10 protein-coding genes and 1 pseudogene are annotated in these 11,643 nt (G+C 69.7%); 5 read left to right on the top strand and 6 right to left on the bottom strand.

What is annotated here, in order from left to right; translation table 11 throughout:
* Window positions 1-11: 11 nt before the first annotated feature.
* Entirely contained in the window at window positions 12-2,006 is a 1,995-nt protein-coding gene (locus D7Y21_RS01080; protein ID WP_121710678.1) for an alpha-1,4-glucan--maltose-1-phosphate maltosyltransferase, read from the bottom strand.
* Window positions 2,007-2,217: 211 nt separating this feature from the next.
* Here D7Y21_RS01080 and D7Y21_RS01075 point away from each other — a divergent pair, with 211 nt between their 5' ends.
* Together D7Y21_RS01075 and D7Y21_RS01070 are read left to right on the top strand one after the other, a co-directional pair.
* Window positions 2,218-2,823 carry a sigma-70 family RNA polymerase sigma factor gene (locus tag D7Y21_RS01075; RefSeq protein ID WP_120567231.1) on the top strand — a complete coding sequence of 202 codons (606 nt, stop codon included), beginning with the start codon at window positions 2,218-2,220 and terminating at the stop codon, window positions 2,821-2,823.
* 128 nt (window positions 2,824-2,951) lie between these two features.
* Entirely contained in the window at window positions 2,952-3,506 is a 555-nt protein-coding gene (locus D7Y21_RS01070) for a hypothetical protein (protein ID WP_121710676.1), read from the top strand.
* A 1,041-nt stretch (window positions 3,507-4,547) separates the two neighbouring features.
* On the opposite strand, the pseudogene D7Y21_RS01065 reads toward D7Y21_RS01070, so the two are convergent.
* Window positions 4,548-5,424, bottom strand: a pseudogene (locus D7Y21_RS01065) (FadR/GntR family transcriptional regulator); the annotation flags it as partial.
* A gap of 735 nt (window positions 5,425-6,159) precedes the next feature.
* On the opposite strand from D7Y21_RS01065, the gene D7Y21_RS01060 reads away from it, so the two are divergent.
* The 3 genes from D7Y21_RS01060 (at window position 6,160) to D7Y21_RS01050 (ending at window position 7,697) form a co-directional block, all read left to right on the top strand.
* Window positions 6,160-6,918 (top strand): hypothetical protein, encoded by a 759-nt coding sequence (locus D7Y21_RS01060; RefSeq protein ID WP_147469157.1) that lies wholly within the window; start codon window positions 6,160-6,162, stop codon window positions 6,916-6,918.
* A 67-nt stretch (window positions 6,919-6,985) separates the two neighbouring features.
* Window positions 6,986-7,360 carry a hypothetical protein gene (locus tag D7Y21_RS01055; RefSeq protein WP_121710672.1) on the top strand — a complete coding sequence of 125 codons (375 nt, stop codon included), beginning with the start codon at window positions 6,986-6,988 and terminating at the stop codon, window positions 7,358-7,360.
* 154 nt (window positions 7,361-7,514) lie between these two features.
* Window positions 7,515-7,697 carry an SPOR domain-containing protein gene (locus D7Y21_RS01050; protein WP_121710670.1) on the top strand — a complete coding sequence of 61 codons (183 nt, stop codon included), beginning with the start codon at window positions 7,515-7,517 and terminating at the stop codon, window positions 7,695-7,697.
* Here D7Y21_RS01050 and D7Y21_RS01045 read toward each other — a convergent pair.
* The 4 genes from D7Y21_RS01045 to D7Y21_RS01030 all read right to left on the bottom strand — a co-directional run bounded on the left by D7Y21_RS01045 (window position 7,666) and on the right by D7Y21_RS01030 (window position 11,513).
* Window positions 7,666-9,282, bottom strand: a complete 1,617-nt coding sequence (locus tag D7Y21_RS01045; protein ID WP_121710668.1) for a cell wall metabolism sensor histidine kinase WalK — start codon at window positions 9,280-9,282, stop codon at window positions 7,666-7,668. The genes D7Y21_RS01050 and D7Y21_RS01045 overlap by 32 nt on opposite strands.
* Complete coding sequence (locus D7Y21_RS01040; RefSeq protein WP_121710666.1) at window positions 9,279-9,953, bottom strand: response regulator transcription factor; 675 nt, start codon at window positions 9,951-9,953, stop codon at window positions 9,279-9,281. The genes D7Y21_RS01045 and D7Y21_RS01040 overlap by 4 nt, the downstream gene beginning before the upstream one ends.
* Before the next feature lie 64 nt (window positions 9,954-10,017).
* A complete protein-coding gene (locus D7Y21_RS01035; RefSeq protein ID WP_121710665.1) occupies window positions 10,018-11,031 on the bottom strand; it encodes a protocatechuate 3,4-dioxygenase in 1,014 nt (337 codons plus the stop codon).
* A 134-nt stretch (window positions 11,032-11,165) separates the two neighbouring features.
* The gene (locus D7Y21_RS01030) at window positions 11,166-11,513 is read right to left on the bottom strand and encodes a hypothetical protein (RefSeq protein WP_120567239.1); all 348 of its coding nucleotides are present in this window, start codon (window positions 11,511-11,513) and stop codon (window positions 11,166-11,168) included.
* Window positions 11,514-11,643: the final 130 nt, after the last annotated feature.

Raw genomic sequence — 11,643 nt, 5'->3', positions numbered from 1 at the left:
CTCGGAGGGAGTCACTCGAAGTAGTCGAACGCGTGTTCGGTGCGGCGGTAGCGGTACACGGCCCAGATGGCAGCGGGCTGTTCGGGCGTCAGGCGCACCTGCACGTCCGGGCCCTGCCAGAGCGAGCGCTGATCAGCCATCAGCTCCTGCACCTGATACGTCTCTTCCGCGGTGACGCCCAGCCATTCCATGGGCACGCGGAGCAGGGCTTCCTGGGGCGAGTACGGATCCAGGCTCACCGCCACCAGCACCGTGCTGAGCCCGTCTGGCGAACGCTTGCCGTAGAAGACGACGCGGTCGTTGTCGGACTCGAAGAAGCGCAAGCCCTGGTAGTGCTGGAGCGCGGGGTGCGCCTTGCGGATGGCGTTGAGCCTGGCGACCCAGTCGGAGATGTTGCCCGGCCGGTCCCAGTCCCAGGCGACGAGCTGGTACTTCTCCGAGTCCAGGTACTCCTCCTTGCCCGGCACCGGGCGGCCCTCGCACAGCTCGTAGCCGGAGTACATGCCCCACACGGACGACAGGGTGGCGGCCAGCGCCACGCGCAGGCGGAAGGCGCCGGGGCCCGCGTTCTGGAGGTTCTCCGGGAGGATGTCCGGCGTATTGGGCCAGAGGTTGCCGCGGAAGTAGTCCGCCACGGGCGGCTGGGTGATCTCCTCCAGGTACGTGCGCAGCTCGTCCTTGAAGAGCCGCCAGGTGAAGTACGTGTACGACTGGGTGAAGCCCACCTTGCCCAGGGCCTTCATCACCTTGGGGCGGGTGAAGGCCTCCGACAGGAAGAGCACGTCCGGGTGCAGGTCCTGCACCTCGCGGATGAGCCAGTGCCAGAACTGCATGGGCTTGGTGTGCGGGTTGTCCACGCGGAAGGTCCGCACGCCGTTGTCCACCCAGTGCAGGACGACGGACTTGAGCTCCTTCCAGAGGGCGTCCCGCGCGGGGCCCATCCAGTCGAAGTTGACGATGTCCTCGTAGCGCTTGGGCGGGTTCTCCGCCGTCTTGATGGTGCCGTCCGGGCGGTGCTGGAACCACTCCGGATGCTCCTTCACGTACGGGTGGTCCGGCGAGCACTGGAAGGCCAGGTCCAGCGCTACCTCGATGCCGTGGGCCTTCGCCGCGTCCACGAACGCGCGGAAGTCCTGCAGCGTGCCCAGCTCCGGGTGCACGGCCTTGTGGCCGCCCTCCGCGGCGCCAATGGCCCAAGGGCTGCCCACGTCACCGGGCTCCGCGCGCAGGCTGTTGTTCTTGCCCTTGCGAGCGGTCCGCCCGATGGGGTGGATGGGCGGCAGGTAGACGGTGTCGAAGCCGAGCTTCTGGATGTACGGCAGCCAGGCCTGCGCGTCCTTGAAGGTGCCGTGCGTCTTGCCGTCGCGCTTCGCGGAGCGGGGGAAGAATTCGTACCAGGCGGCGTTGCGCGCCTTCTCCCGGTCCACGAACACCTCCAGCACCTTGTCGTACCTGCTGGCGAGCGTGCGGTCCGGGTGCCGTGACGCGGCGTCCGCCAGTTCGGAGGACAGCGCGGCGAGGAGGTGGTCCGGCGTGGGCGGCGTGCGCAGGCGGGCCCCTGCCTCGGCGAGCAGCCGGTGGTCCTCCGCGGACTTGCCCTTGGCGCGCGCGGCGGCGCCTTCCAGCAGCGCGGCGCCCTCCAGCAGCTCGCTCTTCACGTCGCGGCCGGCGTCCACCTTGCGCTTCAGCTCATGCGCCCAGGTGCGGAAGAGATCCGGCCAGGCTTCAATCGTGAATTCGTAGCGGCCGTTGTTCGCGAGCGGGATGGCGCCTTCCCAGGCGTCGTTGTTCTTGAAGGCGAGAGGGACCTCCGCCCAGTCCGTCTTCTGCGCGGCGGGGGTGACCTGGCGCCAGCGGGCGACGGCCACGAGGACGTCGTGGCCCTCCTTGAAGATGTCCGCCCGGACGGTGAGGGACTCTCCGGCGACGCGCTTGATGGCGTAGCGCCCCGCGTCCAGCTCCGGCTGGACGTTCTCGATGAACACGCTTCCGAGTCGTTCGGTCATATCGGCTGGCGGCCCCTTATAGGACTCTGAGTCAGTGGCTCCAGGCAGCAATGTGCGGGTGTTGTTGATTGAAGATGGCTGCTGCCTGGTCGCGTTGGCCTGTCAACGTTAGGAACGGAGGGAGCGGTCGCCCAGCCCGAGGGGCTGGGTGGACGGGCCCCGATGGTTGAAGCTGGGATCCGCCCCTCCGGTTGCGGTATCCGGGACGAACATGGCGCCCAACGACTCCGCTGCTCAGCAAGCGAGTGACCTGTCGGCCGACCGCGACCTGCTGAAGCAGGTGGCGCTCGGCGGCGCGGCGGCCATGCGGGACGTCTACGCGAGGTGTGCCGCGCGGGCGTTCGCCATCGCGGTACGGCTGTTGCCCACGCGCGCGGACGCGGAGGAGGTGCTGCAGGAGACCTTGCTGGAGGTCTGGCGGCGCGCGCGCGAGTTCGACCCGGAGCGCGGCGGACTGGAGACGTGGGTGACGACGATCGCGCGCACGCGGTCCATCGACCGGCTGCGTGCGCTGGGCACGGTGTCGCGGATGGTGGAGGGGGTGGCGCAGCAATCGCCACCGGTGAGCGCGACGCCGCCGTCACCGGATGACTCCGCCGCCGCGGCGCAGGACCAGGCGCGGGTGCGCGCGGCGATGGCGCGGTTGCCGCCGGAGCAGCGGGAGGTGGTGCTGCTCGGGTATTTCGACGGGCTGTCCCAGAGTGAGATCGCGCGGAAGACGGGCCAGCCGCTGGGGACGGTGAAGACGCGTGCGCGGCTGGCGTTGGAGAAGCTGGCGCTGCTGCTGGACGGGCCGCCGGTGAGCGCGTCCGGCTGAGTGCAGGACAGCAGCCCTGTTCCGCGGGGACGGGCGGTGGGGCAGGCCCCGGCCGTGTCCTCCTTGCCGCTGTCGGGAAGGGCCCCAAACGTTGCGACTGTTTGGCGAACCCGAGGGAGGGGGCGGACATGCGCAAGATGCGGGAGACGGGGACGGCGTTGATGAACGCGCGGGAGATGCGGCTGGTGCTGGCAAGTGCGCCGCGCAACCTGATGGAGCTGTCCCGGCGCGAGCTGATGGGGATGGTGCGGCGCGCGCGCGGCATGGTGGACCAATACGAGAAGCTGGCGCACCGGCTGCGCCGTGAGGCGATGCGCGTCCCCATGGGGAGCCGAGTGATCGGCGGGCGCATGGACACGCGGCGCAAGGCGGCCCTGTTCCGCAAGGCGCTGACGCGCTTCGAGTCGCAGTTGCGTCGGATGGAGATGGCGCCAGTGCGCAAGGCGAGGCCGGCGATGCGCAAGCGGCCGGTGGCGAAGAAGACGCTGCGGCCCGCGGCCCGAGCCACGGCGCAGCGCAAGAAGGCGGTGATGGCGAAGAAGACGCTGCGGCCCGCGGGCTATGCGCGCAGGGGTCCGGTGACGGCACGGGCGCACAAGGCGCGGCGCATGCCTGCGATGAAGGCGCAGGCGCACCGGACCGTGAAGAGGCGGACGCCGGCGCGCCGGGCCGCGACGCGGTAGCGGATTTCGGGGGAGGGAAGCCGGGTCGCGTCCAGCTCGTGGCCTGGCGAGGGGGAGGGGAGCTGGACTGTGTCCGCCCCGCTTAGGGGCGGACACGGTGGTTTTGAGCGGAGTCCGTCGCCAGAAGGTCGCCGACAAAGCCGGCGCGAAAGTCCGGCGCGAGCAGTGGAGTCCAAGCTCCATCGGATCAAGCGCTCCAACACAAGGGCCGGCGTGCGGAGCTTCATGAGCGAGCTCGGACGCGAAGAAACTTCGCCGCACACGACGACGCAGACAGGCCCAGGAAATGGGCAAGGAAGTGCCAGTGGCGTGCAGCCCACGCGCCCAAGGGCCCCTGGGGGGCATGAATCGGATCGCCCTCCGTACGCACCGCCCCAAAGTCTGGGCCGGTGGTTCCGAGGGGCGGAGATTCAGGCTGCTGGAGGCCACCTTCCGCAGCCGAGGCGGCAATACCTGTCCGGCAGTCGAACAGGAGTCCCAAGTTGGCGCCCATTGCGTTCGCGGAGAACTCCCCACGGGGCTCGCGGGGGACGAATCCTGGGGCATCTGGAGACGGTGGCGCCCCGCAGTCTGGCCCCACGAGGAGGGCATCCGCATAGAGGCAGGGCGCAGACCCGAGCGCTTCGGTGTCCTCGGTAGCTGGCGAGAGGAGACCGAGGACAGCCTTCTCCACACAGGTGCACGGCTCCAGTGCTCCGTCCTGCACGATGGCTGAATCGGAGATGCCAGCGCCACGCTCCTCAACGCAAGGAGGACGCTCCAGTGCTCCGTCCTGCACGATGGCTGAATCGGAGATGCCAGCGCCACGCTCCTCAACGCAAGGAGGACGCTCCAGCGCTTCGTCCTGCACGATGGCTGACGCGGAATCGCCGGCGCCACGCTCCTCAACGCAAGGAGGATGCTCCAGCGCTTCGTCCCGCACGATGGCTGACGCGGAATCGCCAGCGCCACGCTCCTCAATGCAAGGAGGATGCTCCAGCGCTTCGTCCCGCACGATGGCTGAATCGGAGATGCCAGCGCCACGCTCCTCAACGCAAGGAGGATGCTCCAGCGCTTCGTCGCGCACGATGGCTGACGCGGAATCGCCGGCGCCACGTTCCTCAACGCCAGGGAGTACCTCCGACGCATCCTTCAGGCCGCTGGCTGGTGCGGGCGCACCGAGGAGGTCCTCCTGGGTGAAGTGGGCCTCGGAGGACGCAGGTGCTTGGGGCGCAGGGGCGAAGGCGTTCAGCACGCGCTCATCGCGAGCCTTCAGCAGTGCCGGCAGCTCGTTCTGAAGTGCCTGCACGTCGCGCTCGTGCAGGATCGCCGTCACGCGGAGGACCCACTCGCGCAGCGCCTCACCACCCATGAGCGGCAGCAGTTGGGCTGCGCCTCCCAGGAATGCCCGCTGCAGGGACTGAACGAGGAGCACGTGCCCCGGCCGCGCCGCCACCCGGGCCGCCTGCCGCAGCAACTCGAACTCCACCTGGGCGCAGGTTGCACCCGACTCCCAGCGCGCCGCGTCCTGCAACTGGAAGCACGTGCTCCCCAGTCGGTCCAGGTCGAGGTCCGAGGCCCTCGCGCAGCAATCGGCCAGAAGCTCCACCAGCACCTGCCGCTTGAGGCTGAAGTAGCCCTCCAGCAGCCACCGGGCGTCCGGGTTGCTCGCGTCATGCAGCGCCAGACCCAGGTTCTCCAGCGTCAGCGACTCATCCAGCGCCACCGCGCGCGTCTTGCGTCCGGAGCGCTGCACCACCAGGCCCCTCGCCGCCAGCCGTCGCAGCGCCTCGCGAATGGTGCCCCGGCATACCTCATAGCGACGCGCCAGCTTCGCTTCCGAACCAAACTGCCCGCTCGGGTGCAGCCGCCCCAGCGCGATATCGCGCTCGATTTGCGCCTCCACATAGGCCACGAGTCCTTCCCGTCCCATCCCCATTCCCCCTCCTCGTCCCAGCATCGCCATCCAACCACAGGGGTCTGACATGGACGTGCGGGCCCACCCTCCGCGTCGTTTGCAGGGCGAGCGCTCCCCCGGGCGGCATGGGGCGAAAACCTGTCCGACTGTCGGACAGGTTTGGAGGCAACCGGGCCCGGGCGGGCACCTCCGTCCGCGCCCCACCTTGGTATCCGCGCACGCATGACGTTGTGCCCCTGGCGGTCCGGCGCGGCCTCGGGCCCCAAGCGGCGGAAACTTGTCCGACTGTCGGACAGGTTTGGAGGCAACCGGGTCCGGGCGGGCGACCCTGGCCGTGGCTGGTCCTGGCGTGCGCCCAAGCACACCCGTTGCGGTCCACCGCTGCGCTCCGCGAGGTGCGCGGCCTCGGCTTCAGCTGGTGCGAACCTGTCCGACTGTCGGACAGGTTTGGAGAGAGCCCTCCCCGAGTGGGGTCTCTGCTCGTGGCCCCACCGTGGTGTCAGCGCACGCACGACGTTGCTCACCTGCCATGCCGGCGCGGTCTGGGGACTCGTGCGGCGAAATCTGTCCGACTGTCGGACAGGTTTTGGGGGAACCGGCCCCGGGTAGACTTCCCGGTCCGTGGCCCACCTTGGTGTTCGCGCATGCATGACGTCGCGGCCCACGGCCACGCTTCGCGAGGCACTCTCTTGTTGGTGGGCTTTGGGGCGCAGGATTTGCTGACGAACTGCTGACGACTTGCGTAGATGACGGCCCATGCGGAAATCCTGGCCGTACGCAGTGGTGATGCTGCTGGCGCTCTTTGGCGTGCCCCGGCTGCTGCACCACTTCATCCCCGACCGACAGCTGGCGATGATGATGTTTCCCGTCGTCATGTTCGTCCTGCTGGTGCCGACGGCCCTCTACTTTCTTCCTCGCTACCGCCGGAGCAAGAAGCTCACGGACGAGGGGCTCCAGTTGTTGTCGGAGGGGAGGGTGGCCGCCGCGATCGAGCGGTTCGAGGCGTCGCGGCCCCTGGCGAAAGTCCAGGTCGTTCCCACGTACAACATCGGCATCGCCCGGCTCCAGCTCTGGCAACTGCCGGTGGCGGGGCGGGAGCTTTCGAGTCTGGAGTCACGGAAGGATTTGACGCCGCAGTTCCGTGCGGTGTTGTCCGCGGCGCTCGCGCTGGTGGACGCGCTCGAAGGTCGGCTCGCGCGGGTGGAGCCCCGTCTGGCCGAGGCGAAGGCTCGGGTGGACTTTTCCTTGTGGTTCGCGCCGCTTGCTTCGGCGGTGGTTGCGTGCCGTGAGGGGCGCTGGGCCGAGGCTCGTGCGCTGCTGGCCGATGCAGCGCTGGAGAATCTCAACGGCCCCCTGCGCGGTCTGCGGAATGTGCTGGAGGTCTGGTGCGTCGAGCAGCTCACCGGGGAGGCGCGGCCGGTGGACGCCATCGCTCTTTTTGGGGAAGCGTCACAGGACTCGCTTCAGGCCGCGTGGCCGGAGCTCGTGGACTACGTGGTGAAGCGGTCGCGCTGAGTCAGAAGCCGGTCAGGTGGATACGCTCGTGCCAATGCGCTCTCTCGAACGAGGGTTGCCACCCTCCTTGAAACAGGTTTCGGCTCCCAGCCTGGCTCCCCTACGCGAGGTCGGGAGCGCGACGTTCTCCCTGGCGGACCTGGACCCACTGGGGACTCCGAACTTCGAAGAGAAGGACGTGGAGGCCTACTACAAGCAGTTCGGCCTCCCGCCGGGCCCGGAGCGAACGTGGTGGCTCGAGGCGCAGTGCGGGCTGGAGTTCGTCTTGTCGCAGGACTTCTTCACGGAGGGCGTCAGGGTCATCGCGGAAGAAACGGCGGAATTCGAGCACGTGCTCGCGCACCTTCCCTTTCCCGCGGAAGAGGCCATTCCCAATGGGGCCCTCCTTCGAGGAGCGGACGCGGCGCCATGGGCATGGCGGCTGGCGGGTCCTGCGGATTGACACGCATGGCGGCACCTTCGAGGTGACAAGCTTCTCGCGCGAGCGATCCGCTCGTTGCTACGCGGACCTCCTGGAGCATCGCGGACACAAGCAGGGCTATTTCGTCGAGCCCCAGGGCCCGCTGCCTCCTCTTTCGTCCCGAGGCCCTGGCCCCATGCATTGGGTCCTGCTGCGCCAGGACGAGAATGGCGTGCGGTACGAGATCGCGCGCTCGCCCTGGCGTTCGCGGCTGGAGTGGCTGGCGGAGCAGTACAACAAGGAGCCTCGCCACAAACAGCTCTGGTTCGTGGAGCGCCTGCCTCCTGTCACCCCGGCGGCGACATCAGTGGACCGGTGAAGGCGACCTCCAGGCCTCCGTATTCCGAGGGCGCCAGGGTCATCTTCCAGCCGTGCAGCTCCACCACGTTGTGCACGATGTGCAGGCCCAGGCCCTGACCTTGTGGCTCGCGTGTCCGCGCCGCGTTGCCTCGGAAGCGGCGCTCCAGGATCCGGGAACGCTCCTCCTCGGGGATGCCTGGCCCGTCGTCGATGATCCGCAGGTGGAAGGTCTGGTGGCGCGTCGTCTCCAGCACCACCGCCACGTGGCCGTCCTCATGTCCGTACCGGATGCCGTTGAGCACCACGTTGCTCACCGCCTGCTCCAGCAAGGTCTCGTCGCCCATCACCCAGGTGGGCGTCGCCGGGACTCCACTCTCCAGGGCGATGCGCTGCGGCCTCGCGATGGGCTGGTGCCGGCCCAGCACCCGTGACACCAATGCGTTCAGGTCCACCGGCGCGTGCTGCACCTGCGGTGCTCCCGCCTCCAGTCTCGCCGCCGCTCCCAGGTTGTGCACCAGCGAGGCCATGTAGTGCGCCTCGCTCATCGCGGACAACATCAGCCCCGATTCCAATGGCTCACCCGCGCGCATCCGCTGCTGCATCGCGGCCAGGTGCCCCTGCAACACCGTGAGCGGCGTCATCACGTCGTGCGTCGTGTTCGCCAGGAAGTCCCGCAGCGTCTGCTCGCGCGCCTGCTGGTGCGCCATCTGCGACTGGATCTCCGCTCGCGCCTGCTGGAAGGCGCGGGCCAGCTCCGCGATCTCGTCGCTGCCGCTCACCGTCACGGGCTGCTCGTAGCGGCTGCCCGATGAGGCTCGCACCTCGTCCGTCAGCCGGCGCAGGCGCTGCACCACCGGCCCCAGCGCGACCACCATCGCGGAGAGGAGGATCAGCGTGGGCACTCCCCAGACGTACAGCGGCGGCAGTCCCACCTCCGGCGACTCCGCGGGCTCCACCCGACGCGCGAGCACGTACTCGCAGGGGCCTCCATCCCAGTGCATGCGCAACAGCAGGTCCTGCACCAGCGCGCCGTCCGCCTTCGAGTAGCGGCGCACGCCCACGCCATCGTCCTGCACGCCCTTGCGCAGCTCGTCGTCCAGCGCCGGTGCCTGCGGGTTTCGCGAAACGAACTGTCCGTCGAACGGGTAGAGGTTCACCGGCGGCAGGCGCCGCCCCATCGGCCCCCGGGGCCCCGAGCGCGGCGGACCTTCGTCCCTGGGCCAGGGGCCGTCCGAGGCAGGACCGTTGTTGCCCGAGGGCTCGTGCGGACCTTCGTCCCCGGGCCTGGGGCCTCCCGGGACAGGACCGTTGTTGCCCGAGGGCTCGTTCGACGCGACCGTGCCGGAGAGAGGGCCTCTGTTGCCGTCGGGCAGGCCTTCCCGCTCCCACGGTGGACGCTGGGGGGAACGGGAGCGGACCATCCAGGTCTCGGGCGCGGCCTCGCAGCGCTCTCGGCCCCCGGACTGCATCTGCGACAGCGTGGACGCGATGATGACTTCATCCGTCGTGCGGCGGCGCACCGAGTGCTCCACCTGCACCAGCGCGAACACCGCGGGCATCGTCACCACCACCGCCGTGAGCGCCAGCCGCAACCGCAGCTTCACGCATCCTCCCCGGGCACCAACCGGTAGCCCACGCCCCACACCGTCTCCACGCACTTCATCGGACCCAGCTTGCGCCGCAGCCGCGACACGTGGACGTCCAGCGTGCGCTCCGTGCCCTCACGCTCCGGATCCAACACGTGCTCCACCAGCCACTGGCGCGTCACCGCCTCCTGCGGCCTGCGAGCCAGCGCCGCGAGCAATTCAAACTCCACCCGCGTGAGCTCCACCGGCCGCCCCTGTACCTGCACCGTGTGCCCCTGCAGGTCGATGCGCAGCGGACCCACCTCCACCACCGCCTGCTCCTTCTGCAACGTGGGTCGGCGCAGGCGCGCACGCACGCGCTCCACCAGCTCCTCCGGCCAGAAGGGCTTCGTCATGTAGTCGTCCGCGCCCAGCTTCAGCGCCCGGACCTTGTCCAGCGTGTCGTTGCGCGCGCTCAGGATGAGCACCGGGACCTCCGAGAAGGTCCTCAGCGCCTTGAGCATGTCCAGGCCGTAGGTGCCCGGCAGCATCAGGTCCAACACCACGAGGCTCACGTCCGGCAGGTCGCCGGACACCAGCAGCCGGCCCTCGCGCCACCACACGGGCTCGAAGCCCGCGCCGCGCAGGTGCCCGACAATCTGGGACCCGAGCGGGTCGTCATCCTCCACCAGCAGGATGCGGTCGCCCATGCGCCATGCCTCCCTTCGGCCGCACCACCCCGGAAGACTCCGGGGCGGCGCGGCTCAACCTAGTTCAGGGCATGCCCCCGTCGAATCCCGGCGGCGGAGGCCCCATGCCGCCATCCCAGCCAGGCGGGGGACCCATGCCACCGTCGCCGCCCGGAGGAGGACCCCCGGGCCCACCACCGCCGCCGCTGCCTCCTGGCATGGCGCAGGACGCATTGTTCAGCGAGGAGCGGACGACCAGCGTCTTGGACGCCAGCATCGCGCCGTCCGACATGCGCTGCGTGGCGAAGAGGTAGTCGCCCACCGCGTCTCCGGAGACCACCGTGTCGTTCTGGTTGGTCGTGTCGCGCTCGCCGCGCGTGTTGTAGAGCGGCTGGTTGTTGACGATGTCGTCGCTCGTCGAGTCGTCGAAGAACAGCTGCGACGTGACGAACTCCTGGCCGTTCACCCGCACCGTGAAGTGGATGTGGATGGTGCGGCTGCTGTACCAACCGGGGAAGCAGGTGTCGAAGTCCACGCGCCCGTTGGCGTCCGTGGTCTGCACGCCGCGGAACCACCGCGCCGCGCGGGCCGTCGCGTCTCCGGACGTGCAGAAGTCGCTCGCGTCCTCGCCGGAGTACAGGCCCTCCGGGCCCGCGTGCCAGATGTCCACCGTGGCACCCGGGATGGGCTTGCACGACTCGTCCACGACGAGGAAAGCCAGGCGCACCGGCAGACCGTCATGGCCCTCGCTGATGTCCTTGCGGTCCACCGTGGCCGCGTAGCAGGGCCCCAGCGTGGCCTCGCAGGAGAGGTTGCACACCGTGCCCAGGCCGGACGCGAACGGATCCGGATACGCGGCGGCGGCCGTCATCGCCGCGGTGCCGCCCGTGGCCCAGAAGCCCGGGTCCGCCACGCCCGCGTCGGTGTCCGTGCCCGCGTCGGCGCCGGTGTTGGTGTCGCCGCCCGTCGTGTCGTCGCCTCCGCAGGCGACGAGCAGCTTCGCCACGGGAACCGCGGCCAGCGACAGGCCAATGCCGCGCAGGATGCTCCGGCGCGTGATGACCTTGGGGGAAGGGTCCTGAGGGGATTCGCTCTTCATCCGGGGTTCCTCCGGGGGCTTGGGAGCCCGGGGCGGCGAGTGTGCCGCCCGAGGGGCCGTCCGGGGCTGACCGGACGGCGAACCGGGTTATCTCGGCAGAACCTTAAGCAATCCTTGCGCGGAGGGACCGCGACTCAGGAAAAGCGCACGCGGAAGGCGGCGAGCAGCGGACCCGCCGCCCGTCCGTCCGCCGTGGACCGGGGCCCGTCCTCGGGGAGCGTCGCGCCCAGCTCCTCCAACGCGGGCTTCATGGACTCGAAGGCGTGGAGCGCTTCCGCCGCGTTGTCGAAGAAGCGCGGATGCAACAGCCAGCCGGAGATGCCGCAGGTGACGACATGGAAGGAGCGCGAGTCGTCCGCTTCGTAGGTGAGGCGCAGGAGGCCGCGGAAGCCCTCGTCCCGCGCGATGGTGCCGCCCTGGCTGCCCATTCCGCCGAGCGTCGCGCCGCCCTCGTAGTCGCTCCAGCCTGAGTCCGCGTTCATGCCCCACGCATAGCACCCCAGGGGCTGACGCGGGCGGCGTGACAGAGGGGCGCCGCGCCGTTGCCCGTGGTCCCGGTCTGGCGGAGCGAGCGGTGCGCCGGGTGGGGTTGCACGCCGGTTGTCGGCCCTC

The sequence above is a fragment of the Corallococcus sp. AB045 genome (genome assembly GCF_003668895.1).
In the GTDB taxonomy this organism is placed as follows: Bacteria; Myxococcota; Myxococcia; order Myxococcales; family Myxococcaceae; genus Corallococcus; species Corallococcus coralloides.
Note: the sequence above shows the minus strand (reverse complement) of the source record. Positions and strands in the feature narration are given on the sequence as shown.

Coding starts and splice junctions, on each gene's coding strand:
- D7Y21_RS01050 (WP_121710670.1), top strand. CDS start 7,515: ATGCATTGGGTCCTGCTGCGCCAGGACGAGAATGGCGTGCGGTACGAG.
- D7Y21_RS01060 (WP_147469157.1), top strand. CDS start 6,160: ATGCGGAAATCCTGGCCGTACGCAGTGGTGATGCTGCTGGCGCTCTTT.
- D7Y21_RS01035 (WP_121710665.1), bottom strand. CDS start 11,031: ATGAAGAGCGAATCCCCTCAGGACCCTTCCCCCAAGGTCATCACGCGC.
- D7Y21_RS01040 (WP_121710666.1), bottom strand. CDS start 9,953: ATGGGCGACCGCATCCTGCTGGTGGAGGATGACGACCCGCTCGGGTCC.
- D7Y21_RS01030 (WP_120567239.1), bottom strand. CDS start 11,513: ATGAACGCGGACTCAGGCTGGAGCGACTACGAGGGCGGCGCGACGCTC.
- D7Y21_RS01080 (WP_121710678.1), bottom strand. CDS start 2,006: ATGACCGAACGACTCGGAAGCGTGTTCATCGAGAACGTCCAGCCGGAG.
- D7Y21_RS01075 (WP_120567231.1), top strand. CDS start 2,218: ATGGCGCCCAACGACTCCGCTGCTCAGCAAGCGAGTGACCTGTCGGCC.
- D7Y21_RS01070 (WP_121710676.1), top strand. CDS start 2,952: ATGCGCAAGATGCGGGAGACGGGGACGGCGTTGATGAACGCGCGGGAG.